This is a genomic window from Sorangium sp. So ce1153 (genome assembly GCF_051521595.1).
In the GTDB taxonomy this organism is placed as follows: Bacteria; Myxococcota_A; Polyangia; order Polyangiales; family Polyangiaceae; genus Sorangium.
The window spans coordinates 479,427-502,994 of sequence record NZ_CP150361.1 but is presented as its reverse complement, the minus strand read 5'-3'; the positions used below and the strand labels follow the sequence as shown (position 1 = coordinate 502,994).

Genomic DNA, 23,568 nt, shown 5'->3' with positions numbered 1-23,568 from the left:
CGCGGTTGCGCGCCGTGAGGCCGTTCACGCGCGGTTGCGCGCCCGTTTGCCTGGCGCGGGGGAGGAGGGCGCGGGCGCGAGCCACCGATCGAGCTCGCCCGCGACGTGGTGGAAGTCGAACGCTCCGGCGTCGACGCCGAGCTGGGTCATCGCGCCGATGATGAAGGACGTGATCGCGAGGGCGGCGGCGCGCGGATCCAGGTCGGAGCGCAGCTGTCCGGCGCAAGCGCCTTGCCGCACGAGGTGTTCGACCGCGAGGTTCCACTCCTCGTGGACGGCGCTGAGCGCGGCCCGCGCCGCCGGGTCGCGCTGGGCGCGCAGGGAGAGCTCTTGCAGGACGGTCGCCAGGTGCGGATTGTCCTGGAAGCTGCGCCATGCGCTCTCGAGGTGCGCTCTCACGGGCGCGAGCGCGTCCGCCTGGCCAGCGGGGCTCGGGCTCGCGGGCGCGCGCTGGGCCTCGACGAACTTGCCCGTCACGTGCGCGACGATGGCGGTGATGAGCGCGTCCTTCGTCCCGAAGTAGTAGTGCAGCGTCGAGATGTTGACGCCGGCGCGCGCCGCGATGTCGCGCGTCCGCAGCCCCTCGAGGCCCTTCTCGGCGATCAGCGTGTATGCCGCCTCGAGCAGATCGCGCCGCCGCGCTGCACCGAGCTCCGTGGGCGAGGCCTTGTCGGCCGCGGCGGCGCTTCTCGTCTTCGCCAAGCCCGCGCAAAGCTACAGGTTTCCCCCGCCCCCAGCAAGCGCCCGCGGCGCGCCGCCTTGACCGCCCGCCCGCCGTCGCGTATGTTCAATCAACTGATTGATTGACTCTCGTTGCATGGAGGAACGCATGATCTCCCCTGAAGTCACCGACGCGCCGTTCTCCGCGCGTGTCCAGCGCAAGGCGATCGGCGTGGGAATGCGCCTGTTCTTCGCCTGGTCGCGCCTCGCGTACCGCCTGCTTCCGCCGTGGGGCGGCAAGCTGCGCGCGGTCGATCACCTCACCGTGCCGTGCTCGGATCTGCAGGTGGCCGAGCGGTTCTATGCCGGGCTGCTCGGCGCGCGCGTGATGATGCGTGTCGACGTCCCGTTTCTGGAGCGCATGGGGCGCCCTGCCGACGAGATCGCGCGGGGCGTTCACCTGTCGATCGTGTTCGCTGGCGGTCCGCGACTTGACCTCTTCGAGTCGTCGATCGGGCAGCCGCCGCGCGCGGCGTCTCATCCGCACTGCGCGCTCTGGGTGGCGCCGGGCAAGCTGCTCGCCTGGAGGAAGCGCCTGAACGACGCGGGCGTGCCGACGTACGGCCCCACGCAGCTCGGACCGCCGGGCCAGGCGTCGCTTTACTTCAACGATCCGTTCGGCAACCGTCTTGAGCTTGTCACGTTCGGGTTCACCGGCGAGATCCCGATCGGGCCGCCCGACCTCTCCACGCTGGACTACGCCTGGACGGGCGCCTGAGCCAGCGCGCCGCGGCTCGTGGAGGCTCGCCGTCATCGCTGCGCGCGGCCAGCGCGCGTGCCGGCGGCCTCTGCGCGCCAGCGCTATCTTCGTCGGGGGCCGGCGGCAACTGTCCGGCGGCTGCTCGTACCTCGTTGCGCACGATGGGATTGGGGGTTATGGGAGCGTCTCCGAGCGGTTGCCTGGTCGGGCCTTGCCCGGCGGGGTTTTCTGCCACGAAAGGAGCGTTTCGATGTCTGTTGACGTGAAGTACACGACCCAAGCCACTGCTCATGGCGGCCGCGACGGCCGCGCCGCCACGGCGGACGGTGCTCTTGACGTCAAGCTCTCGACGCCGAAGGAGCTTGGTGGTGCGGGCGGTGATGGGAACAACCCGGAGCAGCTGTTCGCGGCGGGTTATGCGGCGTGCTTCCTGGGTGCGTTGAAGTTCGTGGCTGGGCAGGAGAAGGCCCGGATCCCGGCCGACGCGACCGTGACGGCGACCGTCGGCATCGGCCCCCGTTCGGAGGGCGGATTCGGCCTCGATATCGCCCTGCGCATCGCCTTGCCGGGTCTGGAGCGGGCGCAGGCGGAGCAGCTGGTCGAGAAGGCGCACCAGGTTTGCCCGTATTCGAACGCCACCCGCAACAACGTCCCGGTCCGCCTCGAGGTCGCCTGACCTGACCCCCCCAGCCCGCCTCCAACGCCCCCCAAAACCGTAGGCCCCCGGCGGGTGAGCTCGCGGCGCGGCGCCGGGACGGGCAGATGTTTGAGCGAAATTAACGTCGTGTGTCCGGCGTGCGCAGCACGCCGGGCACACGACGTCTCCCGCGAGTTCTGCCCGTCCCGGCGCCGCGCCGCGAGCTCACCCGCCGGGGGCCGGCCCACCCGCGAGCTCGCGATGGAGCGCTGCGAACGCCCCCCCTCGCGCGAGCAGCTCCGCGTGCGTCCCCTGCTCGACGACCCGCCCGTGGTCGAGCACGATCACGCGATCCGCGTGCCGGATGGTGCTCAGCCGGTGCGCCACGACGAAGCTCGTGCGCCCCCGCAAGAGCCGCCCGAGCGCCGCCTGCAGCCGCGCCTCGGTGAGCGCGTCCACCGAGCTCGTCGCCTCGTCGAGCAGCACGATGCGCGGGTGGGCGACCATCGCCCGCAGGAAACACACGATCTGCCGCTGGCCCAGGGACAACCCCGTCCCCCGCTCTCCCACCTCGGTGCTCAGGCCGTCCGGGAGCGCGTCGAGCACGTCGAGCACATCCAGGCTCCGCGCCGCGCCGCGGATCTCCGCGTCCGTCGCGGCGGGGTTGCCCAGGCGCACGTTGTCGAGCACCGTCCCGCTGAAGAGGAAGTTGCTCTGCAGCACCAGCCCGAGCTGCGCGCGCAGCGATGCAGACGACGTCTTCGCGAGATCGTGCCCGTCGATGGTGATGGCCCCCGCCGTGGGCCGATAGAGCTTCGCGAGCAGGTTCAAGATCGACGTCTTGCCGCTGCCCGTGTGCCCGACGAGCGCGATCATCTCGCCCGGCTCGGCGACGAGATCGATCCCGTGGAGCACCGGCTTGCCCGGCTCGTAGGCGAAGTGTACCCCCTCGAAGACGACCCGGCCGCGCACGGGGGGCAGCGCCGGAAAGGCGCTCTCATCGGGCCAGTCAGGCTCCCTGTCGAGCACGCGAAAGAGCCGCTCGGCGCCCGCCATGGCCGTGAGGGCCTGGTTGTACTGATTGCCGAGGACCGGGATCGGGTTGAAGAGGAGGTTCGCCAGGAAGAAGAACTCCACGAGCACCCGCAGCTCGACCGCGCCGCTCAGGGCCTGATAGCCGCCGACAACGACGACGACGGCCAGGAACAGCTGCCCGTTGAACTCGAGGAGCGGCAGGAAGACCGCCGAGTGGCGCGCCGCATCCATGTTGTAGCGGGAGTGGTCGAAGATCAGCGCGCGGAAGAGCCCTCCGTTGATGTCCTGCCGCACGAACCCCTGCGTCACCCGGACCCCGGTGACCGACTCGGCGAGCGTGGCCGTGACGCGGCTGAAGCTCTCCTGGGCGCGCTGGTGCGCCGCGCCGAGGCGCCGGTGGAAATAGACGATGAGCCCCCAGAAGACGGGGACCATCGCGACGACCACGAGGAAGAGGGGGAAGTGCGAATAGGCCATCAGCCCCATGGCGACGGCCATCGTGCCGAGCTGCACGGTGCTCACGAACACCACGTCCTGAACGGCGACCCGGATCGCGTCGATATCGGAGGTCATCCGGCCGATGAGCCGCCCCACCTTCGTCTTCACGAAGAAGCTCATCGGCATGCCGAGCAGGTGCCGCTCCAGCCTGTCGCGCAGGTCGAACACGACCGCCTCCCCGAGCTCGAGGGCGAGGCGCGCGCGGAAGTGGAAGACGATCTCGGTGACCAGGGCGAACAGCGCGAAGCCGAGGACGGACAGCAGCGTGGCGCGCGCGTCGCGGCGGGCCACCGGGCCGCTGATGATCGAGCCGACCGCCCACGCCAGGAGCGGGAGCTGGATCGACCGCACGACGACCAGCGCGAAGAGCAGGTTGCGCTTCCTGGCGTAGGGCCGGGTGAAGCCGAGCAGGCGCCGCGCGAGCCCGAGGTCGAGCCGCCGGTGCTCGCTGTCGCGCTCGTCGTCGATCGAGGCGCGGGCGAGGCCGAGCCTCACGTCGATGACGGCCGGCGGCCCGGCGGCGGGGCTCGCCTGCCCCGGGGCCTCCGCGGGGCGGCGCGACGCGTCGCCGGGCGTCGTGGACGCGCGGCTCACGCCGGGTCCCCCGCCGGGGTCGGCCCCGCGGCGCGCGCGCCCGCGCGGCTCGCCGGGGCGGCGTCCGCGCGCGCCGCGCCCACGTGGGCGTCGTGCAGCGCGAGCGCGCTCGCGTAGTGGCCGCGCCGCCGGAGTAGCTCCTCGTGGGTCCCCCGCTCGGCGACGCGGCCCCGGTCGAGCACGATCACCTGGTGCGCCCGGCGGAGCAGGTGGGGCCGGTGCGTGGCCATGATCGTCGTTCGCCCCCGGGTGGCGCTGAGGATGGCGTCGAGGATCTCGCGCTCGGTGCTCGCGTCGACCGCGGCGGTGGGGTCGTCGAGCAGGAGCAGCGGCGGGTCGAGCAGCACGGCGCGCGCGATGGCGAGCCGCTGCCGCTGGCCGCCGGAGAGGTTGGCCGCCGACTCGCCGAGCTCGGTGTCGTAGCCCTCGGGCAGGTCCCGGATGAACTCGTGGGCGCAGGCGACGACCGCGGCGCGCTCGATCTGCTCCCGCGTCGCGTGCGGCGCGCCGAACGCGATGTTGGCCGCCACCGTGTTGCTGAAGAGGAAGTTGTCCTGGAACACGACCCCCATCCGCCGGCGGATGAGGTCGAGGTCGTGGCGCCGGAGGTCGGTGCCGTCGAGGAGGACGCGCCCGGAGGTCGGGTCGTAGAAGCGCGGGATCAGGCTGAGCAGGGTGCTCTTGCCCGCGCCGGTCGGCCCGACGACGGCGACGAACTGCCCGGGCGCGATGTCGAGGTCGACGTCGTGCAGGACGGGCTTCGACGCGTCGTAGCCGAACGTGACGCGCTCGAAGACGAGGCGCCCCTCCACCTGGGCGGCGCGCGCGGGCGCCTCGGGGCTCGTGATCTCGACGGGCGTGTCGAGCACCTCGAAGACCCGCCGCGCCCCGATGAAGCTCTGCTGCGCCGTGTTGACGATCGTCGCCATGCTCGCGACCTGCCCGGAGAACTGCTGCAGGATGCCGGCGAACACGACCAGCTGCCCGAGCGTCATCCGGTCGCGCGCGACGAGCAGCCCGCCCATGCCGAGGAGGATGACGAGGGTGATCTGGCCGAGCAGGTCGATGGTCGGGCTGAGCACGCTGACCTTCCGGAACGTGTCCTGCTGCTGCTCGCGGACCTCGCGGTTGCGCTCGTCGAAGCGCCGGTGGGCCTCGCGCTCCCGCCCGAGCCCCTTGATAACCTGGATCCCCTGCAGCCCCTCGGTGAAGCTCAGCACCATGCGGTCGACGAGCTCCCGGTTGCGCAGGTAGGCGGGCCGCACCCACCGCGCGAAGAGCGTGCTCGCAATCCAGAGCAGCGGCGTCGGGGCGAGGCACGCGAGCGTCAGCAGGACGTGCGCGCGCAGCATGTACGCGACGTACACGCCGAGGGACAGGACCATGATGACGCTCTGCAGCAGCACGCCGTCCACGAACGAGCGCACGAGCTGCACGTCGCTGGTGACGCGGTTGATGAGCGAGCCGCTCTTGTTGGCGTCGAAGAATCGGAAGCTCAGCCGCTGGAGCTTGTCGTACACCCGAGCCCGGAGATCCGGGACGATCTCCATGTGGACGAGGTGGCCCACCGAGAGCGCGTAGCCGTAGTTGAGCACCGCGCGGGCGGCCGCCATGGCGAGGATGGCGGCGCCGATCGAGAGGACCGCGAGCATGGGCGCCCGCTCGACGTCGACCAGCCGGCCGAGGCCGAGCGGCAACGCGGGTGCGGCGACCGACCGGTCGAGGCGGTGGCGGAGGATGTCGATCGCGAGCCCGGTCAGGCCGAGCCCCGCGAGCCCGAGCGAGAGCAGGACGATCTGGTAGCCGAGGACGCGGAAGACCCGCCCCCGGTACGCCCAGGTCAGCTCGAGGAGCCGCAGGAGGAGAGAGCGCCGTGTTCCAGGCTGGGACCGCGAGCCGGAGTCGCACTGTGAGGACAAAAACATTCTGGAGCGATTCGCCGGACGGCCAGGGCGCCCGGGGCCCGTAAGCTACCGGTTCGCGCGGCGTTGGCCAGCGGCTGGGACACGCGGCTCGGGCGCCGAGGCGGGAGAGCGGTGGTGGCGGCGCGCGGCATCGGGCCGGGCCGCGCGGCTCGCTCGACTTCCAGGAGAGGGATGCCGTTTGTTCTCGACGAACAACGCCGTCCACGCGCGAATGTGAATTGAGCAAGCGGAACGGAACTCCAGCGCTTCGCTCTGGAACATTGAAATGCCGATTACGACGTTGACTCAAGCAAACTTACTCATGTAGATCTCGTCGCTAGCAGGCGCGGACCGAGGGGGGATGCGCCGCAACAACACAGCAGAGATCGCCCGAGCGCGCTCCCGTACGCCCGCGACCCAGCGGTAGGAGACTCGAGCACGCGATGGCTGCAGGAGACATCAGCGATGTCAGTGTCCTCAAGAGCTCATCGCACATCCTCACAGGGTCAGGGCGGTGTCGAGGTTTCGATGCTGCGTCGAAGGCATCGAGTGCTCGTCGTCGACGACGACGATCGATCGTTGCGCAGCATCTCCGCGGTCCTGTCCGCGGAGGTGCACGTCGTGACATGTACGTCGGCAGAGCAGGCCCTGAGGTTGCTCGAGGTGGAGCAGTTTCACCTCGTGTGCTCCGACTTCCTGATGCCTGGTATGAAGGGCGACGAGCTGCTCCGGAGGGTGTCGAGCATACCCCTCTACACGAGCGGCCTCCTGATCACCGGGGCCGATGAGTATCTACGTTCCAGGGACGGCAGCCACAACTATGTCATCCTGAAGCCGTTCGATCCTGATCGGCTCATGGGGCTCGTGCTCCAGCTGGCCCGCCTCGCCGACATGAAGCGCTCGGTCCACTCGATGGCGGGCTCTCTCGGCACGACGAGCCCCACGGCGCCGGCCTGCGGGGGCGAGACGGTGTCCTGCGAGGCCGCCGACACCTGCGCCTCACCCGAGTCCTCACAGTCCGTCCCTTCTTTGAGGCTCGTCGCCTGCTCGACGGCCGCGCCGGCGTCAGGCCTCCGGCATGGGCCGGAGTCGACGAGAGCGGAGCGCCCCGCGCTCTGCGCCTCGGAGCGGCATCGCAGATGAGCTGGCGTCCAACGCAGCTGGCGAGAAGGGAGGGTCGAGGAGGGGCATGATCAGCCGAGATCCCTTGGGCGCTGCAGAGCAGGCCGCGGTGGCGGAGGAGATCTTGTCCGTGCTGCGTCACGATCTGCGCAATCGCTTCGCCATCGTCCGCAATGCGTCGTTCTATATACGACGGAAGGTCGTGGGAGAGGCCGCCTGCAAGAAAGATCCGAAGATCGAGGAGTTCCTCGCGATGATCGACGACGAGGTGGTCGAGGCGAGCACGCAGCTGGACGATCCCGTCGGCGCCGAGCGGCTCTTCGATCGGCGGCCGGTGCGGGTGAGCGCCGCCGAGTGCGCGCGGCGCGCGGCGGCGTGCGCGCGCATCGGCGTCACCGGGGCTCGCGTGGAGCTGACGGCGCAGGACGGGGACGTCGACGTGGACCCGATCGAGCTCTCAGTCGCTGTGCGGTGCCTGCTGGAGAATGCAGTGGAGTCGATGCCAGGCGGCGGCGTCGCGGTGCTCCAGGGTGCCCCCATCGACACGCGCTATGTAATCGAGATCACGGACACGGGGGTCGCCCCCCGCGACGTGGACCGCGAGGCGATCCTGTGTCCCTTCTACACCACGAAGCCAGGTCACTTCGGCCTTGGACTGAACATCGCGAAGCGGGTCGCCCGACGTTACCATGGGAGGCTCGTCGTCGAGCCGCGCGAGCGGGGCACCTCGGCGGTCATCGAGCTGCCGCTCGCCGCCGCGCCGGGCCCCGACGACGTCAGGCTGGAGCCGGCGCGATGATCGCGGATGAGCGCCCTGCCGGGCGGGTTGAGGCGGCGCGGACGCCAGCGCCCTGGGCCGCGGCGCGGCGCGCGCCCGCCCGCCCGGCGCTGGGCGTCCTCCTGGCCGCGTCGACCGCGACCGCGCCGGCGGCGCCGGCGCCGCGGCAGGTGGAGGCCACGAGAGAGCCAGAGCAGCCCGTGATCGAGGAGCTGTTCCTCGGCGAGCTCGCGTTTCCGCAGGAGGCGCTCGAGCTGCAGATCGCGAGCGCGCCGGCATGGCGACGCCGCGGGCGCCTGGTCCGGTTCAGCATCCCGCTGCAGCTGGAGCTCGGCCTCACCGATCGCCTCCAGATCGGCGGAGAGCTCCCGCTGGAGCTCGTGCGCGATGACAGAGGCGTCGCCGCCGGGCCCGGCGTCTTGCGCGCGGAGGCGCTGTACAGCTTCCTCGATGACCGGGCGCTCGGACTGACGATCTCCGCGGGCATCGAGGCCGGGTTCCCCGCCGGCTCACGCGAGCTCGGCGCGCCGGGCTACGCGCTCGAGCCGTTCGTGAGCGTTCACAAGTCGTTCGGAGCCGTTCACCTTTGCCTCTCCGCGTCGGCGGAGGTGACGCTGCCGGTCGCGCGGAGCGACGCGACGGAGATCGGCCCCGGCGTCGCGCTCGCGGCGGTCTTGCCTGCCGGCGATCTCGCGCCGACCGTGGAGCTCGCCGTCGAGCTCGACGACGCCACGTCGCTGCGCTTCGCGCCCGGGGTGCGCTGGCACCCGGCGCGCGGCCTAGAGCTCGGCGCGGCGCTCAGCCTGGGCCGCGAGGGCGCCGCGCCCGAGCTCGGGCTCTTGCTCCTCGTCACGAAGGAGATCCAGCTCGGGGACGACGACGTCCCGGAGCGCGAAAGCGGGAGGCGCTCCCCATGAGCATCCGAGCAAGACTGGCCTCGATCTTCGCCGTCGCGCTGGCGGCCGTCCTCATCGCCGGGGGTGCCCTCTACTTCACCATCGATCAGATGCTGCTCTTTCAGCAGCGGGCCGAGGTATCTTACGAGGACCTGACGCTGCATGTCGCCCTGGCCAGCGACGCGAGCCAGTACATGAACGAGGCCGTGACGGTCGCGCTCGGCAACACCCTCGGCCTGGAAGCGGCGAAGGCCGCCGAGCGCGTGACCCATGATCTGGCGGCCATCGAGGCGCTCAAGCGGAAGCTGAACGCCGACCCGGAGCTCCGTGAGAGCTCGGAGGAAGCGGCAGAGGAGCTGGAGCACATCGACCTCATGCGCGAGAGCTTCGGTCGGCTCGCCGCGGGCGTGGCGGAGATGAGCAGCCTCGGGCCCATGCGGGCGAGCGAGCGACACGCGGCGCTCGAGGAGCTCTCCCAGCACGAGTACGAAGAGCGGTTTCTCCCGCACATCAGCGCGGCCGTCCACGACGCGGAGCGCGACGTCGCCAGGGTCCTCGACGACGCGCGCCGCCTCCGCGCGCGGGTGGCGGCGCTCGGGGTGGCGGCGACGGCCGGCGCCCTCTTCCTCCTCATCGTGCTGCTCGGCAGGCTCCTCCGCTCGATCGATCGCGGCGTCAGCACGCTCGTCGAGGGCTCCCGGCGGATCGCGCAGGGCGACCTCGATCTTCGCCTCTCCGCGCTCGATGGACACGAGTTCGGGCGCATGAGCATGGCATTCAACGACATGGCGGCGAGCCTCTACGCCGCCCAGGAATCCAAGCTGCGCATGGAGAAGCTCGCCGCGGTGGGGCAGCTCGCGGCGAGCGTCGGACACGACCTCAGGAACCCGATCGGCGCTGTCCGGAACGCAAACCATTATCTGAAGAAGCGGCTCTCCGGGACGGAGATCGGCGCCGAGCCGCGCGTCGCGCAGTTTCTCTCGATCATCGACAAGGAGCTCGCGGCCTGCACCAAGATCATCGGGAACCTCCTCGACTTCGCGCGCGAGCGGCGCCCGTTGTTCTCGGAGTGCGCGGTGAAATCCCTCGTGGAGGACGCCATCTCCGTCGTCGAAGCCCCGCCGCACGTGCGTATCGAGAACGACGTTCCGGACGCGCTGCCTGCCGTGGAGCTCGACAAGGACCAGTTCCGCCAGCTGCTCGTGAACCTGATCCAGAACGCGGCCGAGGCGGTCCCGGCCGGGCGCGAGGGGCACGTGCGGGTGGCCGCGTGGTGGACCGAAGACAGGCTGGCCCTCTCGGTCGCGGACAACGGGTCAGGCATCTCCGACGAGGCGCGGGCGCGGCTCTTCGAGCCGCTGTTCAGCACCAAGCTGAAGGGGACCGGGCTGGGGCTGGCGATCAGCGCGGGGATCGTCCGCCGGCATGGCGGAACGCTCGACGCGACGAGCGAGCTCGGCAGCGGCACGACCTTCGTCATCCAGGTGCCGACGCGCCAATCACATACCATGAAGTCGTGCTCTTCAGCGCCCCCGGGACCTGACGGCGCATGAAAAGGGATCCATCCATGGTCGAAGCAGCGGCGGCGCAGGAGACGAAGCGGGTGCTCGTGGTCGATGACGAGGAGGGCATGCGCTTGACGCTCGCCGCCAACCTCGAGCTCGAGGGCTACGAGGTGGTCGAGGCGAGGGACGGAGCGCACGCGCTCGAGCTCGCCGCGCAGCAGCGGTTCACGGTGGTCGTCAGCGATGTCCGCATGCCCGGGCTCAACGGCGTCGAGATGTTCCGTGAGCTCAAGAGGCTCCAGCCGGATCTGACCGTCGTGCTCATGACGGCCTTCGCGCTCGAGAAGCTCCTCGAGGAGGCGATCTCCGAGGGGGTTTATACGGTGATCCACAAGCCGTTCTCGATGGACCACCTGGCGCGCATCGTCGCCCGGGCGGTCGACTCGCCGGCGGTCCTCGTGGTGGACGACATTCCGATGGTCGCGGAGTCGATCGTCGCGACGCTCCGGACGGCGGGGGTGTCAGCGCACGCGGTTCACGACGGGCGGACTGCGGTCCAGCGCATCGCGGAGCGAGGGGTCGACGTGTGCGTGCTCGATCTCGTGATGCCCGTTCAAGACGGCATCGCGACGTGCGAGCAGATCATGGGGCTGAAGAAGTCCGTCACGGTGATCGCCATGACCGGTCACTCCGTCCCCGAGATGGTCAACGCGATCATGAGCAAGGGCGGGTACACGTGCTTGCGCAAGCCGTTCGACGCCCGGGAGCTCATCCACACGATCGCCCGCGCGCGCGGGGACGCCGCCGCGTGAAGCGGAAAGTCCCCCGCTAGCGCGGTGCTTGGCCGCGTCTGGTACCTACGACACAGAGCGGCGGTCACCCGCACAGGAGACGGGTCCAGATCGGCGTTTTCGGCGCGGAAGCGCACTCCAGTGCGCTGAGCACCGAAAACGTCGAGATGGGCCCGTATCCGAAGCGGGTGACCGTCGCTCTAGTACATCAGGTTGCCCTTGCCGAGCCGGTAGGTGATGTTCGAGCCGAACTGGTCGCGCGCGACCTTGACCCGCGAGATCGCCGCCGCGAGCCGGCCCTGGCGCTGCGACCAGCGCGTCGCCCCGAGGCCCGTCGCGATCTCGGCCTTCGCCAGCTGGAGTCGGTCCCTGGAGCCGGGGTGCAGCGGCGTGCCGCCGACGGAGAGGACCTGCAGCGCGTCGTCGAGCTCGACCTCGGCCAGCTTCATCAGGCGCTCCTGGACGTCGGCCCCCCTGTCGTGGAACCGGTTGACCAGCACCAGGGCGGCGTCCAGGCGCTGCCTCGCCAGGTCGACGTTGAAGGCCGCGCTCAGGACGCGGAGGAAGCGCCCGATCTTGATGATGTCGGAGTCGGGGAACGCGATCGGGGTGCCGAACCGCGCCTCCAGCTCCAGGCCGGCCGGCGACTCCTTGAAGAAGTTCGAGATGTAGTACGCCACCGCGCCCTCGATGTCGGGCCCGAAGGCGTTCGTGTGGAAGAACGGCGGCGTGTCCACGGCCTCGATGATGGGCGGGATGTTGAACGTGCCGTCGCCGAACCCGTGCTTGAACCCGAGGCCGATGACGTCGAGGTTCGGCTCGGCCTGATCCTTGCCGCCGAACCCGCCGTCGAACGCCCCGATGGTGCTGGACGCCGGGGCCCTCCGGGTCCCCGTGTCGAGGTTGCGGTTCAGCCCCGAGTCCAGGTGGTTCGCGCCCGCGTTGGAGTGGCACACGTTACAGCGCCCGCGCGCCGGATCGAGGAACGCGAGCCGCCCCTCGTTCGCCTCGGGATCGGTGAGGCTGACCTGCGTCAGATCGAGCTCGTTCGTCCGGCCGAGGCTCATCTGGTAGGCCAGCGTGAGATCGAGCTCCTCCTCCGTCGGGAGCCGGAACGCGACCCCGGGCTCGCGGCCAGGATCGGTCGGCAGGTGCTGCGTGATCGCGCCGGTGAGGAACTCGCGCAGCGAGCCGGTGCCCGGCGCGCCGTCGCCCGACCAGCCCGTGCGATGGACCGGCACGCCCTCCGTGCCGTTCGCCGGGTCCGGCGCGATGGTCGTCGCCATCGACAGCGTGTGCGGGACCCCGCGCATCACGTACTTGTTGTCGAGGTCGTCATAACCATCGATGTTCACGCGGATCAGGCCGAGCGTCTTCAGCTCGAACGTCTCGAGCTCCTCCAGCTCGGGCTCCTGCTCGAAGATGAACAGCGGGTCGAGAGGGTTGTTGTCGATGAGCGTGTCGATGAACGGGATGTCAATCGTGAAGTTGTTTTCGACAGGATGGCAGGTCCCGCAGGAGCGGCCGTTGCCCTCGAACGTCTCGCGAAAGAAAATATCAGCGCCTGCGCAAATTTCCCGCGTGACGAGCCCGGCGATCACCCGGGGGTCCTCGTCGCACGCGGTGAGCCGAGCCTGAGCGGTGAGCGCGCTCGACGCGGCGCCGTGGCGCTCGCCCTCGGGCGCCGAGGGAGCGCACGAGGCGAGGAAGGCAACGGCGGCGATCGGAGCGAGGATCAGGGAACTCAATTTCGGACTTGGCATGGCGCTCTCACTTCCTGTTACCGTGGTTCCGTACAGTTGCCGAAACACGCTGTTCATGGGCCCGTCGCACGGCGCCGGGGGAAACGCGGTAGAAACCGGCTCGTCACGAGTCAACACAGCTCGATCCGGGACCGCCGGGGTCAGCCGGAGGCGAGATGGCCACTCCAGGCCATCCAGGCGGCCATCGAGGCTCGCCGAAGGCTCATCTCCGCTCCCGCGCGGCCCGAGCCGGGCGCCATGGCCGATCTGCCGCGACGCGAGCCGCGGGGGGGCTCGCCCACCGAGGCGATCTCGAGCGGCGTCTACTTAGCGGACCGAACCAGGTAAGGCAACCAACACCTGGGCTTGCAGCACAATTCTGACTGCTTCATTTTCTCGACAAGGGCGACCGCGGGGTTGCACGCGCCGACCGCCGATCTGCAACCTGGTTGCGGGGGCGACCGCGGGCGATCGCCGCCGATACCGGCGCGAGCAGGGGCCGGAAGGAAGTCTCCGCGGGCGTGCTCTGAAGATCGAAGCGAGGCATCTGCGCGATGATCCGGCGGCATCCTCCGCCTCCCCGGGCGGGGCCGTCCGTGCCGGCTCAGAGAACAAGCTTTAGGGCGATCGATGGCGCGCTACCAACTCATTAGTAGCATGGGCCCCATGCATCCCGTGCATCTTGCCTCGATCGACCTGAACCTGCTCGTCGTCTTCGACGCCCTGCTCGCGGAGGGGAGCGTCACGCGCGCGGCGGCGCGCGTCGGGCTGAGCCAGTCGGCGATGAGCCACGCGCTCGGGCGCCTGCGCACGTTGATCGACGATCCCGTCCTGGTGCGCACGCCGAGAGGGATGATCCCGACGCCGCGCGCGCAGGAGCTCATCGGCCCCATCCGCGAGGCCCTCGCCCAGATCGAGGCGACGGTCGCGCGCAGCCCGCGCTTCGAGCCCGCGACGTCGCGCCGCTCGTTCGCCGTCGCCACGGTCGATTACGTGGAGCTCATCCTGCTGCCGCGCCTCGTGCACAAGCTCTTCGCCGACGCGCCGTTCGTCGACCTGATCGCGCGGCCGTACGACAACGAGATGTGGAGCTCGATGGAGACCGGCAAGGTCGACCTGGCGATCGGCCTGCTCCCCGCCGTGCCCGCGGGGTTCTACCGGCAAAGGCTGCTCGAGGAGCACTACATGTGCGTCGTGCGGAGGAATCACCCCGTCGTGCGGAGCAAGCTCACGCTCAAGACCTACACGAGCCTACCGCACGCGCTGATCAGCCCGCGCGGCGAGGGCGGCGGCCGGGTGGACGAGGTCCTGGCCCAGCAGGGGCTCTCGCGCCGCGTGGCCCTGCAGATCCCGCACTTCCTGGTGGCGGCGCACATCGTCGCGCAGACCGATCTCGTGCTGACCGTCCCGGCGCGCATCGCGCGCGTCTTCGCCGGGATGGAGGCGCTGCGCGTCATGAAGCCGCCCGTGGAGCTCGGCGGGTTCTCGCTGGATCAGGTGTGGCACGAGCGGCAGGCGAAGGACCCGGCGCACGCCTGGCTGCGGGGGATCTTCGCGGAGATCGCCCGCGAGAGCTGACGTGCCCTCCGGCGGCCGCTCCGCGGGCGGCGGCCGCCGGACGACAGAAAACTTAATCGGTTAAGTATCTTTCGCTCGCCGCCGCGCCGCGCTCTCCTCTCGACCCCTGCCTACGCCTGATGACCGCCGGGCGGCGCGATGATCTCGACGCCCTCGCTCTCGGCGAGCCGCCGGTGCAGCGCCGTCAGGCGGCTCGTGACGGGGCCGCGCTCGCCCCCGCCGATGGTGCGGCCGTCGAGGCTCCGCATCGCGATCACGCCGGCGCCGGTGCCGGTCAGGAACGCCTCGTCGGCGGCGAAGAAGTCGAGCCGCCCGAGCGAGCGCTCCACGACCGTGAGCCCGAGGCTGCGCGCGATGTCCATCACGGCCGCGCGGTTGATGCCCTCGAGGCACCCGTCGGTGACCGGCGGCGTCGAGAGCACGTCGCCGCGCAGCGCGAAGACGTTCGCCACGCTCGCCTCGGCCACGTGGCCGCGCGCGTTCAGCAGCAGCGCGTCGTCGGCGCCGCGCTGCCTGGCCTCGAGCTTCGCGAGCGCCGAGCCCAGGTAGTTCAGGCTCTTGATCCGCATGTCGAGCGCGTCCGCGTTGGGCCGGCGGTGGCTCGACGTGATGAGCTCGAGGCCGCGCCGCCGCTGCTCCTCGCTGAACAGGCGGATGGCCCCCACGATGCAGAAGAGCCCGGGCCGCTCGCACGTCGTGGGGTCGACGCCGAGCGGGCCGACGCCGCGCGTCACCACGAGGCGGACGTAGGCCTCGCGCTCGCCGTGAGCGCGCGCGGTCTCCTCGACGATCCCGCGGAGCTCGTCGAGCGAGCGCGGCAGCGCGATGCCGACCGCCTTCGCGCCCACCGCGAGCCGCGCGAGGTGGCGATCGACGCGGAAGAGCCGCCCCGCCGCGACGCGCATGCCCTCGAAGACGCCGTCGCCGTAGAGCAGCCCGTGGTCGGTCACGTTCACCGTCGCGTCCGCCACGTCGACGATTCGCCCATCGATCCAGGTCTTCATACCGTTCACCTCCTGCTTTCCCCCTGAAGAGCGCGCGCGACGCGCTCCGCGGCGTCGCGCGTGTGGCGCACGGCGTCGTCGAGACGCTCGCCGCGCAAGCTCTGGGCGGCGGCGGCGCAGGCGATGCAGCCGTGCAGGCCGCCGCGCGCGAGCACCGGGGCCGCGATGACGGTCAGCCCGTCGATCCACTCCCCCTCGTTGACGTCGTAGCCGCGCTTCGCGGCGCGCTGCGCGGCCCGCTGCGTCGCGGGGGCCGCCTCCGGGGCGCCCACGAGCTCCGGCGCGTGCGCCAGGTAGAGCCGGCCGCTCGCCGTGACGTCGACCGGCACCTCGGCCCCGACCGTGGGCGCCGCGCGCAGGAGCCCCGTGCCCTCCGCCTTGTCGAGCACGCAGAGCCGCCCGGCGCGCGCGGCGACGAGGAAGAACGTCTCGCCGAAGGCGCGCGCCGCCCGCTCCAGCTCCGGCCGCGCCACGCGCGCGACAGGGTCGAGCCCCTGCGCCCCGAGCCCGAGGCGGATGAGCCCGACGCCGAGCCGGTAGCGCCCCTCGCCGTCCTGCTCGACCAGCGAGTGCGCGGCGAGCGACGCGAGCAGCCGGTGCAGGGTCGCCTTGGGCATGCGCACGCGCTCCGCGAGCTCCGCCAGGGACGCGCTGCCGCCGCCCTCCCGCAGCGCCTCGAGGGCGCGCACCGCCTTGTCGACCGTTCCAGACCGTTCCATTATTCGGAATTCCGTTCCGATAATTGATCTACCCTGGAATCGGGCCACCGTCCAGCGCCCGCCTGGATCGCGCCGCGGGCGCGCGGTAGTCCGCGCGGGGCTCGATGAGCGGGCGGGGTTCGACGCGCGCGCGGCGACGCGGGGGTGGGCCGGCGCGGCGACGCGGGCAGCGCGCGGGCAGCGCGCGGGCAGCGCGCGGGCTGGTGCCGCTCGAAGGGGTCGGATAGCGTCGGGGCCGCCCGATCGCGGGCTGCAAAGGCGGGGAGCTCATGAGCGCAATCACCTCGGTCGTACTCGTCCATGGCGCCTGGCACCGGCCGTCGTGCTGGTCTCAGGTCGCGTGCCGGCTGCTCGAGAGCGGGATCGACGTCCGTGTGCCCGACCTGCCGAGCGCCGGGCCGGCGACGGGCCAGCTCGGGGACCTCGCGGCGGACGTGGCCGCGGTCCGCGCGGCGCTGGCCGAGGTGCCCGGCAAGGCGGTCGTCGTCGCGCACTCGTACGGGGGGCTGCCGGTCACGGAGGTGGCGGCCCGCACGGGCAAGGTCGCGCACCTCGTCTACCTGTGCGCGTTCATGCTCGGCCCGGGGGAGTCGCTGCTCTCTGAGGCCGGCGGTAAGGACCCGCCGTGGTGGATCACCTCCGCCGACGGCAGGACGCTGACGCCCGCCGATCCGCGCAGCATCTTCTACAACGACTGCACCGACGAGGTGGCGGCTGCCGCCGAGGCGGCACTACTGCCCCAGGCCAGGGCGGCCTTCACGCAGCAGCTGACCGCCGCGGCCTGGCAGGAGCTGCCCTCGACGTACGTGATCTGCGAGCGCGACAACGCCATCCCGGTGTTCGCGCAGGAGGCGATGTCGCAGCGCGCGCGGGAGGTCCGGCGGCTCGACGCGGGCCACTCCCCGTTCCTGTCGCGGCCCGACGACCTCGCCGCGCTCGTGCGCGACATCGTCGCGAAGGCGACCGGCTGAGGCGCTGGGGGACGGCGGAGCGCTCGCGCTCGGCGGCGATGGCGCGGGCGAAACGGCGGCAGCTCGGCTGCCGGTGAAGGCCGCGCCGCGTCGCCCGGACCGCACGCCGGGGAGCGCCGGACGTCCTCGGCGTCGCTCCCCGGTCCTCCGGGCCGCGACGACGGGTGTTCTCGGGGGCGCGCGAAACGGCGGAGAGGGGCCGCCGTATCACTGCGGGCACGGCGGCCTGCGGCGACACGCAGGACCGCACCACAACCCTCGCCGTGGAGGTTCGCACCATGACTGTCCTGAACATCGCCTCGATCGAGAAGCTCAGCTTGCCCGGGCTCGAGCACCAGACCCTCGCCGGCCCTCGCGACGGCCTCCGGAGCGTCGAGGTCTGGATGCAGACCATCGCGCCGGGGGCGCAAACGCCGAGGCACCGGCACGCCTGCGAGGAGGTCGTCGTCGTCCTCCGCGGCTCGGGGACGTGCGAGTTCGACGGCGAGGTCCTGGCGTTCGGCCCGGGCTCGACGCTCATCTTGCCCGCGGGCGTCCCGCACCAGATCGCGAACACCGGCGCGGAAGAGATGCACGTCATCGCCGCGCTCGGCGCGGCGCCGGTCACCGTGGAGACGCCCGCCGGCGAGCGCATCGAGCTGCCCTGGGACCAGCACCGCTTCTCGCCCCAGGAGGAGCCGGCGTCCTGACACGCCGCCGCGGTGGCGACCATCGGCCGCGCCATCCACTGGACGGACCGCGTCGGGCCCCTCCCGTCGCTGGACGCGCTGCGCGAGCGGGGCGGCGCGGCGGCGCTGTTCGGGGAGACGTACCGCGGCCCCGCCGCGCGCCCGGCGAACCGGGTTGTCGCAGGAGCGCCCGGGCCATGGAGAGGCCGCGATGCTTCCTTCCGGTCCCGCGCGCCGCCTCCGCCGCGCCTGCGCTGCCGCATCCGAGGAAATCGTAGCCCGGGGGTCGATGATCGCGGTCAGGGCGCGATGGGCGAACGTGGACGTGTCCACGTGCGAGTCCTCGCGGTAGCGGCCAGGATCCCTGGAGTAGAATTTTTATTCCACGAATTGCCATTAATTGGAATATATGTTCCAATGGCAACATGCCCACCAGGTTCCGCAGCCCCCTGCACGAGATGGCCTCCACCACCCCCACGGACTTCTGGAGCGACTCGTGCGCGGTGGGCGAGCTCAAGTACGCCCTCGAGCACGGCGCGGTCGGCGCCACCAGCAATCCCACCATCGTCGCCAGCGTGCTCAAGACCGAGTTCGGCGAATGGAAAGCGCGCCTGGAGGAGCTATTTCAAGCGCAGCCCACGTGGACGGAGGCGCAAATCACCTGGAAGCTGATCGAAGAGATGGCCGTGAAAGCCGCCGGCCTGCTCACACCCGTGTTCGAGCGGACGGGAGGCAAGAAGGGCTGGTTGTCGATCCAGACCAACGCGGAATTTCACAAGAGCCCTGATGCGCTCGTGAGCCAGGCGCTCCACTTCGCGTCGCTCGCCCCCAACCTGCAGGTGAAGATCCCGGCGACCGCGGCCGGCATCCGGGCCATCGAGGAAGTGACGGCGCAGGGCGTCAACGTCAACGCCACCGTCTCGTTCACGGCGCCGCAGGCCGTCGCCGTCGCCGAGGCCGTCGAGCGAGGGCTCAAGCGCCGTGAGGCAGCGGGTCATTCCACGGCCAACATGGTCCCGGTCTGCACCATCATGGTCGGCCGCCTCGACGACTGGCTCAAGGTCGTGTGCGAAAAACAAGGCGGGGTGCCGACCCCCGGCACGTTGGATTGGGCCGGCGTCGCGGTGTTCAAGAGCGCGTTCAAGACCTTCAAGCAGTCCGGCTACCGCACGCGCCTGCTCGCCGCCGCCTACCGCCATCACCTGCACTGGTCGGAGCTGGTGGGCGGGGACGTCATTCTCACGATTCCTCCGGAGTGGCAGCGCAAGTTCAACGCCTCCACCGTCTCGGTCATCCCGCGCATCGACAACCCGGTTCCGCCGCAAGCCATGACCGAGCTCTCCGAGCAGTTCGAGGACTTCCGGCGCGCCTGCGATCCCAGAGGCATGAACGTGGCCGAGTTCGACGGCTTCGGCGCCACCCGCCGCACGCTGCGCACCTTCCTCGATTCGTATTACGGGCTGCTCAGCTTCATCCGCGACCTGCGCATTCCGAATCCAGACAAGTGAGCGACCAGCGCCGGCGGCCAGCTGGAGCAGGGGCTGCCGCGTCGCAGCCCGGCCCTGCAGCAGGCTGCCGTGGCGGCCCTCGGTGCCCCCGTGCGAGCGCGCCACGTCCGGCTGCGGCGACACCGTGAGCGTATCCCGAGTCGGGCGATCGCTGGCAGCGGTCCCGGACGGCCGTGGCCGACCGCGCCTGAAGCCCTCAGGGCGATCGCTTCGACTTCCTGCCGTTACCGTGGCCGCGCTTGGCTTCCACGGCGCGGCCGAGGCCGACGATGAGCGTGACCGCCAGCGTCATGGTGACGGCGAGCGAGCGGAACATGCCGACCGAGGCTTGCTGTACTTCCATGCTGACGTCGGCGTGCTCGGCGAGCGGGCTGAGCGGGCTGTCGGTCATGGCGATGATCTTGACGCCACGCCGCTTGGCTTCACCCACGACCTGCGCCACGTCCGGCGAATACGCCTTGGAGCTGATGGCGATGATGACGTCGCGATTCGTGGCGTGGCCGACCTGCTGCATGAACATGCCGCCCACACCGTCCACCAGCACGTTGCGCACGTTCATCTGGCTGAGGGCATAGGCCAGGTAGCAGGCGATGGGGAAGGAGCGACGGTGCGCCACCACGTACACGATCTCGGAGTCTGTGATCAGCTCGTAGGCTCGGTCCAGCAGCCGCCCCATCCGCTTGTGCTGCTGCAGCCGGCGCAGGCCGACGATGTCCGCTTCGACGAACTGGTCGAGCAGCGCGCTGGCGCCGCCCTCGGCCTCTTCGCTCGGAGCGCCCGCGGCGCCGTTGAGGGAGCGCAGGCGCTCTTTGTAGTCCGGCATGGCGTCGGTCACCCGCATGCGGAACACGCGCTGCATGTCGCTGTAGCCGGAGAACCCGAATACCTTGGCGAAACGGATGAGGCTGCTGGGCTGCACGCCGGCGCGCTGCGAGACCTGCGCGATGGTATCGAGCGCGAGCTCACTGGGGTTGTCGAGGGCGTGGCTGGCGATCTGCTGGAGACGTTTGCTCAGGCTGGGGAATCGCTCGATGATCGCTCTTTCCAGCTGATCGTACGTCTCCGGATAGGCAGCTTTGCTCTTCCTCATTCACTTCACCGTGGGCATGGCGAAGCTCGCCCCGACGCTCGCGCCTCGCGGCCAGCGCGACGTGACGGTCTTCATGCGCGTGAAGAAGCGGACGCCCTCCGGACCGTGCATGTAGTGATCGCCGAACAGCGAGCCCTTCCAGCCGCCGAAGCTGTGGAACGCCATTGGCACGGGGATGGGCACGTTCACGCCCACCATGCCGATCTGGATGCGCTTGGTGAATTCGTCCGCAGCCTCGCCGCTGCTGGTGAAGATGGCGCCGCCGTTGCCATAACGGTGGGCATTCACCAGCTGGATGGCAGCGTCAAGCGTCGGCACGCGGACGACGGCGAGCACTGGGCCGAAAATTTCTTCCTGGTAGATCGTCATGGCCGAGGTGACGTGGTCGAACAGGCAGCCCCCCAGGAAGAAGCCGTTCTCGGATCCCGGAATCTTGAGGCCGCGCCCGTCGACCAGCAGCTTGGCGCCTTCCTTGACGCCGAGGTCCACGTAGCCGGAAACCTTCTCCAGGTGTTGCTTGGTGACCAGCGGCCCCATGTCCACACCAGGCTGGTTGCCGGGCCCGATCTTGAGCGCCTTGACCCTGGGGATGAGCGCCTCGACCAGGCGGTCGCCCGTCTCGGGGCCGACTGCGACGGCCACCGAAACGGCCATGCAGCGCTCACCGGCCGAGCCGTAGGCGGCGCCCATCAGCGCGTCGACCGTGTGGCTCAGGTCGGCATCGGGCATGATGATCATGTGGTTCTTGGCGCCGCCCAGAGCCTGCACCCGCTTACCGGCCCGCGTCGCGCGCTGGTAAACGCTCTCGGCCACGGGCGTGGAGCCGACGAGGCTGATCGCCGCGATGTCCGGGTGCTCGATGAAGGCGTCGACCACCTCCTTGTCGCCGCTCACGACGTTGAACACGCCCGGCGGCAGCCCTGCCTGCGTCCACAGCTCCGCCAGGCGCAGCGACAGCGACGGCACCTTCTCCGACGGCTTCATGATGAACGTGTTGCCGCAGGCGATGGCGACCGGCGCCATCCACAGCGGGATCATGGCCGGAAAGTTGAACGGCCCGATGCCGGCGCAGACGCCGAGCGGCTGGCGAAAGGACCAGCTGTCGACGCCGCGCGCCACGCCCTCCGAGTACTCACCCTTGAGCAGCTGCGGAATACCGGCGGCGAACTCCACGACCTCCATACCGCGCGTGACGGAGCCGCGCGCGTCGTCCAGCACCTTGCCGTGCTCGGCGGTGACGAGCCCCGCCAGTTCGTCCATGTGCCGGTCGATCAGGCTCTTGAACTCGAACATGACGCGCGCGCGCCGCACCGGCGGCGTCGCCGACCAGCTCTCGAAGGCCTGCTTGGCGACCGCCGTGGCGGTCGACACCTCGGCAGCCGTCGACATCGGCACCTGGCTCGCGACGGCGCCGAGCGCGGGGTTGAAGACGTCGCCCCAGCGCTGAGTGGAGCTGTCCGTCATCTTGCCGCCTACGTAGTTCTGCAGTTTCTTGGTCATGTCTTCATTACCTATCGAGGCTCGGGCCCGCTACTGGCAGGCCGTCAGACCTCCGTCGACATACAGGATTTGCCCGGTGACGAAATCGCTGCCGGGGCCGCAGAAGAACAGCGTCGGTCCGACGACGTCCTCCGGCTCCGCGACGCGACCGAGCGGGATGCGCTCGAGCAGCTTGGCTCGTTGCTCGGGGTTCTTGAGGACGTGTTGCGCCATCTCGCTCTGCACGAAGGTCGGCGCCACGCCGTTCACGTTGATGCGATGCGGCGCGAGCTCCACCGCGTGCTGTCTGACGATCATGGCCAGGCCGCCCTTGCTCGAGGTGTAGGCCGAATAGCCTTTCCCCTGCAGGGCCAGCGAGGCGCGCACGGACAGGATTTGCACCTGGCGTCCGCCCTGCCCTTGCTGCACCTGACGCCGCGCGACGGCCTGCCCCAGGAACATGGCCGCCTTCAGGTTGAGGTCGATCACGCTGTCGAAGCTCTCCTCGGTCGCCTCCAACACGCTCTGCTCGCGATGAATGCCGACGGCGTTGACCAGGATGTCGCAGCGCCCGAAGTAGTCACAGACCCCGTCGACCGAGCGCCCGATGTCCTTCACCGAGCGCGCGTCGAAGGCGACGGCCTTGGCTTCCCCCCCGGCAGCGAGCACCGAGTCCATCACCGCGCGCAGCTTGAGCTCGTCGGTGCCGCCCACCACCACCCTGGCGCCGGCTCGGCCCAAGCCGCGCGCGATCGCCGCGCCGAGCACTCCGGTGCCGCCCGGTACGTACGCGACCTTGTCGAGCAGGGTTCTCGGGATACTGGGAGCGATGGTCGTCATGGTGGCCTCAATCCAGGTGTAGACCACCGTTGATATCAAGCAGCTCCCCGGTGATGAAGCCAGCCAGGGGCGAGGACAGGAACACCACGGCGTGCGCGATCTCCTCCGGCTCGCAGAAGCGCCCGACGGGGATCTGCTTCAGCGTCTGCTGTCGCTGCTCCTCCGTGAGCTGCTCGGTGATCATCTTGGTCCTGACGTAGGCCGGCGCGATGGCATTCACGGTCACGCCGTGCGGCGCCAGCTCTCGCGCGAGCGAGAACGTGAGTCCGCCGAGCGCGCCCTTGGACGCGGTGTAGGCGGTGCCGGCCGTGAGCCCGCCGGTCTTCATGGCCACCGAGCACATGTTGATGATGCGGCCCCACTTGCGCTCGCGCATGTGGGGCACCCACTCGCGGCTCAGGTGGTACGGGCCGTCCAGGTTGACAGCCATGATCTTGCGCCACTCCTCCGGACTGGTCTCCGCCAGCTTGTGATTGGAGAGCACGCCCGCGTTGTTGACCAGGATCTCCACCGGCCCGACGCGCTCGCGCACGTCGGCGCACGCGGCCTTGATCTGCGCCGGATCGCTCAGATCGAACACGACAGGGAAGGTGCCCTCGCCCAGCACGGCCGTCACCGCCTGGAGCGCCGCGCGATCCGCGTCCGCCAGCACCACGCGGTGGCCTTCGGCGAGCAAGGAGCGCGCGATCGCCGCCCCCATGGCGCCGCCTACGCCCGTCACCATCGCGACGCGTCTCGGGTTGTTCGTCTCGTCCTTCGATTCGATTCCAGGTAGAGTCATCTTCGTTG

The 23,568-nt window shown here is 70.4% G+C and carries 21 protein-coding genes; 11 read left to right on the top strand and 10 right to left on the bottom strand.

All coding sequences use genetic code 11. The features are described from left to right. Positions 1-24: 24 nt before the first annotated feature. Positions 25-702, bottom strand: coding sequence for a TetR/AcrR family transcriptional regulator (locus WME85_RS01815; protein WP_437834739.1), 678 nt, complete (start codon positions 700-702; stop codon positions 25-27). 127 nt (positions 703-829) lie between these two features. Between WME85_RS01815 and WME85_RS01810 the strand changes: the two genes are divergently transcribed. Both WME85_RS01810 and WME85_RS01805 read left to right on the top strand, forming a co-directional pair. Beyond that, positions 830-1,438 carry a VOC family protein gene (locus WME85_RS01810; RefSeq protein ID WP_437834737.1) on the top strand — a complete coding sequence of 203 codons (609 nt, stop codon included), beginning with the start codon at positions 830-832 and terminating at the stop codon, positions 1,436-1,438. Between the two features lie 232 nt (positions 1,439-1,670). Further along, positions 1,671-2,096: an organic hydroperoxide resistance protein gene (locus tag WME85_RS01805; protein ID WP_437307283.1), complete on the top strand. Its 426-nt coding sequence runs from the start codon at positions 1,671-1,673 to the stop codon at positions 2,094-2,096. 186 nt (positions 2,097-2,282) lie between these two features. Here WME85_RS01805 and WME85_RS01800 read toward each other — a convergent pair whose 3' ends face one another. Both WME85_RS01800 and WME85_RS01795 read right to left on the bottom strand, forming a co-directional pair. Beyond that, positions 2,283-4,184, bottom strand: a complete 1,902-nt coding sequence (locus WME85_RS01800) for an ABC transporter ATP-binding protein (RefSeq protein WP_437834735.1) — start codon at positions 4,182-4,184, stop codon at positions 2,283-2,285. After that, a complete protein-coding gene (locus WME85_RS01795) occupies positions 4,181-6,109 on the bottom strand; it encodes an ABC transporter ATP-binding protein (RefSeq protein ID WP_437834733.1) in 1,929 nt (642 codons plus the stop codon). The genes WME85_RS01800 and WME85_RS01795 overlap by 4 nt, the downstream gene beginning before the upstream one ends. A 507-nt stretch (positions 6,110-6,616) precedes the next feature. On the opposite strand from WME85_RS01795, the gene WME85_RS01790 reads away from it, so the two are divergent. From WME85_RS01790 to WME85_RS01770, 5 genes are read left to right on the top strand one after another with little or no spacing between them, the layout of a single operon-like run. Beyond that, positions 6,617-7,231: a response regulator gene (locus tag WME85_RS01790; RefSeq protein WP_437834731.1), complete on the top strand. Its 615-nt coding sequence runs from the start codon at positions 6,617-6,619 to the stop codon at positions 7,229-7,231. 46 nt (positions 7,232-7,277) lie between these two features. Continuing rightward, positions 7,278-8,009 carry a sensor histidine kinase gene (locus WME85_RS01785; RefSeq protein WP_437834729.1) on the top strand — a complete coding sequence of 244 codons (732 nt, stop codon included), beginning with the start codon at positions 7,278-7,280 and terminating at the stop codon, positions 8,007-8,009. Next, the gene (locus WME85_RS01780) at positions 8,006-8,905 is read left to right on the top strand and encodes a hypothetical protein (RefSeq protein WP_437834727.1); all 900 of its coding nucleotides are present in this window, start codon (positions 8,006-8,008) and stop codon (positions 8,903-8,905) included. The genes WME85_RS01785 and WME85_RS01780 overlap by 4 nt, the downstream gene beginning before the upstream one ends. After that, positions 8,902-10,437: an ATP-binding protein gene (locus tag WME85_RS01775; protein ID WP_437834725.1), complete on the top strand. Its 1,536-nt coding sequence runs from the start codon at positions 8,902-8,904 to the stop codon at positions 10,435-10,437. Before WME85_RS01780 ends, WME85_RS01775 begins: the two co-directional genes overlap by 4 nt. A 14-nt stretch (positions 10,438-10,451) precedes the next feature. After that, the gene (locus WME85_RS01770) at positions 10,452-11,201 is read left to right on the top strand and encodes a response regulator (protein ID WP_437834723.1); all 750 of its coding nucleotides are present in this window, start codon (positions 10,452-10,454) and stop codon (positions 11,199-11,201) included. Positions 11,202-11,380: 179 nt separating this feature from the next. On the opposite strand, the gene WME85_RS01765 is transcribed toward WME85_RS01770, so the two are convergent. Continuing rightward, positions 11,381-12,928, bottom strand: coding sequence for a hypothetical protein (locus WME85_RS01765; RefSeq protein ID WP_437834721.1), 1,548 nt, complete (start codon positions 12,926-12,928; stop codon positions 11,381-11,383). A gap of 660 nt (positions 12,929-13,588) precedes the next feature. Here WME85_RS01765 and WME85_RS01760 point away from each other — a divergent pair. Further along, entirely contained in the window at positions 13,589-14,500 is a 912-nt protein-coding gene (locus WME85_RS01760) for a LysR family transcriptional regulator (protein WP_437834719.1), read from the top strand. Between the two features lie 110 nt (positions 14,501-14,610). Here the strand turns inward: WME85_RS01760 and ilvE are convergent, their stop codons facing one another. Both ilvE and WME85_RS01750 read right to left on the bottom strand, forming a co-directional pair. Further along, positions 14,611-15,504, bottom strand: a complete 894-nt coding sequence (gene ilvE / locus WME85_RS01755) for a branched-chain-amino-acid transaminase (protein ID WP_437834717.1) — start codon at positions 15,502-15,504, stop codon at positions 14,611-14,613. Positions 15,505-15,509: 5 nt separating this feature from the next. Then, on the bottom strand, positions 15,510-16,223 hold the full coding sequence (locus WME85_RS01750; RefSeq protein WP_437834715.1) for an IclR family transcriptional regulator: 714 nt from the start codon (positions 16,221-16,223) through the stop codon (positions 15,510-15,512). Positions 16,224-16,492: 269 nt separating this feature from the next. Here WME85_RS01750 and WME85_RS01745 point away from each other — a divergent pair, with 269 nt between their 5' ends. The 3 genes from WME85_RS01745 to WME85_RS01735 all read left to right on the top strand — a co-directional run bounded on the left by WME85_RS01745 (position 16,493) and on the right by WME85_RS01735 (position 19,370). After that, entirely contained in the window at positions 16,493-17,194 is a 702-nt protein-coding gene (locus tag WME85_RS01745; protein ID WP_437834713.1) for an alpha/beta hydrolase, read from the top strand. A 278-nt stretch (positions 17,195-17,472) separates the two neighbouring features. After that, positions 17,473-17,883, top strand: a complete 411-nt coding sequence (locus tag WME85_RS01740; RefSeq protein WP_437834711.1) for a cupin domain-containing protein — start codon at positions 17,473-17,475, stop codon at positions 17,881-17,883. 404 nt (positions 17,884-18,287) lie between these two features. Beyond that, positions 18,288-19,370, top strand: a complete 1,083-nt coding sequence (locus WME85_RS01735) for a transaldolase family protein (protein WP_437834709.1) — start codon at positions 18,288-18,290, stop codon at positions 19,368-19,370. A gap of 196 nt (positions 19,371-19,566) precedes the next feature. Here the strand turns inward: WME85_RS01735 and WME85_RS01730 are convergent, their stop codons facing one another. From WME85_RS01730 to WME85_RS01715, 4 genes are read right to left on the bottom strand one after another with little or no spacing between them, the layout of a single operon-like run. Then, positions 19,567-20,460: a MurR/RpiR family transcriptional regulator gene (locus tag WME85_RS01730; protein ID WP_437834707.1), complete on the bottom strand. Its 894-nt coding sequence runs from the start codon at positions 20,458-20,460 to the stop codon at positions 19,567-19,569. Then, a complete protein-coding gene (locus WME85_RS01725; protein WP_437834705.1) occupies positions 20,461-21,960 on the bottom strand; it encodes a CoA-acylating methylmalonate-semialdehyde dehydrogenase in 1,500 nt (499 codons plus the stop codon). It abuts the gene before it with no gap. A gap of 30 nt (positions 21,961-21,990) precedes the next feature. After that, a complete protein-coding gene (locus WME85_RS01720; RefSeq protein WP_437834703.1) occupies positions 21,991-22,779 on the bottom strand; it encodes an SDR family NAD(P)-dependent oxidoreductase in 789 nt (262 codons plus the stop codon). A gap of 7 nt (positions 22,780-22,786) precedes the next feature. Next, on the bottom strand, positions 22,787-23,560 hold the full coding sequence (locus tag WME85_RS01715; RefSeq protein WP_437834701.1) for an SDR family NAD(P)-dependent oxidoreductase: 774 nt from the start codon (positions 23,558-23,560) through the stop codon (positions 22,787-22,789). Positions 23,561-23,568: the final 8 nt, after the last annotated feature.

Excerpts from the sequence above, each read along its gene's own strand:
- WME85_RS01775 (WP_437834725.1), top strand. The coding sequence starts at position 8,902 with ATGAGCATCCGAGCAAGACTGGCCTCGATCTTCGCCGTCGCGCTGGCG.
- WME85_RS01740 (WP_437834711.1), top strand. The coding sequence starts at position 17,473 with ATGACTGTCCTGAACATCGCCTCGATCGAGAAGCTCAGCTTGCCCGGG.
- WME85_RS01725 (WP_437834705.1), bottom strand. The coding sequence starts at position 21,960 with ATGACCAAGAAACTGCAGAACTACGTAGGCGGCAAGATGACGGACAGC.
- WME85_RS01760 (WP_437834719.1), top strand. The coding sequence starts at position 13,589 with ATGCATCCCGTGCATCTTGCCTCGATCGACCTGAACCTGCTCGTCGTC.
- WME85_RS01790 (WP_437834731.1), top strand. The coding sequence starts at position 6,617 with ATGCTGCGTCGAAGGCATCGAGTGCTCGTCGTCGACGACGACGATCGA.
- WME85_RS01785 (WP_437834729.1), top strand. The coding sequence starts at position 7,278 with ATGATCAGCCGAGATCCCTTGGGCGCTGCAGAGCAGGCCGCGGTGGCG.
- ilvE (WP_437834717.1), bottom strand. The coding sequence starts at position 15,504 with ATGAAGACCTGGATCGATGGGCGAATCGTCGACGTGGCGGACGCGACG.
- WME85_RS01805 (WP_437307283.1), top strand. The coding sequence starts at position 1,671 with ATGTCTGTTGACGTGAAGTACACGACCCAAGCCACTGCTCATGGCGGC.
- WME85_RS01810 (WP_437834737.1), top strand. The coding sequence starts at position 830 with ATGATCTCCCCTGAAGTCACCGACGCGCCGTTCTCCGCGCGTGTCCAG.
- WME85_RS01745 (WP_437834713.1), top strand. The coding sequence starts at position 16,493 with ATGAGCGCAATCACCTCGGTCGTACTCGTCCATGGCGCCTGGCACCGG.
- WME85_RS01795 (WP_437834733.1), bottom strand. The coding sequence starts at position 6,109 with ATGTTTTTGTCCTCACAGTGCGACTCCGGCTCGCGGTCCCAGCCTGGA.
- WME85_RS01770 (WP_437834723.1), top strand. The coding sequence starts at position 10,452 with ATGGTCGAAGCAGCGGCGGCGCAGGAGACGAAGCGGGTGCTCGTGGTC.
- WME85_RS01780 (WP_437834727.1), top strand. The coding sequence starts at position 8,006 with ATGATCGCGGATGAGCGCCCTGCCGGGCGGGTTGAGGCGGCGCGGACG.
- WME85_RS01735 (WP_437834709.1), top strand. The coding sequence starts at position 18,288 with ATGCCCACCAGGTTCCGCAGCCCCCTGCACGAGATGGCCTCCACCACC.
- WME85_RS01720 (WP_437834703.1), bottom strand. The coding sequence starts at position 22,779 with ATGACGACCATCGCTCCCAGTATCCCGAGAACCCTGCTCGACAAGGTC.
- WME85_RS01730 (WP_437834707.1), bottom strand. The coding sequence starts at position 20,460 with ATGAGGAAGAGCAAAGCTGCCTATCCGGAGACGTACGATCAGCTGGAA.
- WME85_RS01750 (WP_437834715.1), bottom strand. The coding sequence starts at position 16,223 with ATGGAACGGTCTGGAACGGTCGACAAGGCGGTGCGCGCCCTCGAGGCG.
- WME85_RS01715 (WP_437834701.1), bottom strand. The coding sequence starts at position 23,560 with ATGACTCTACCTGGAATCGAATCGAAGGACGAGACGAACAACCCGAGA.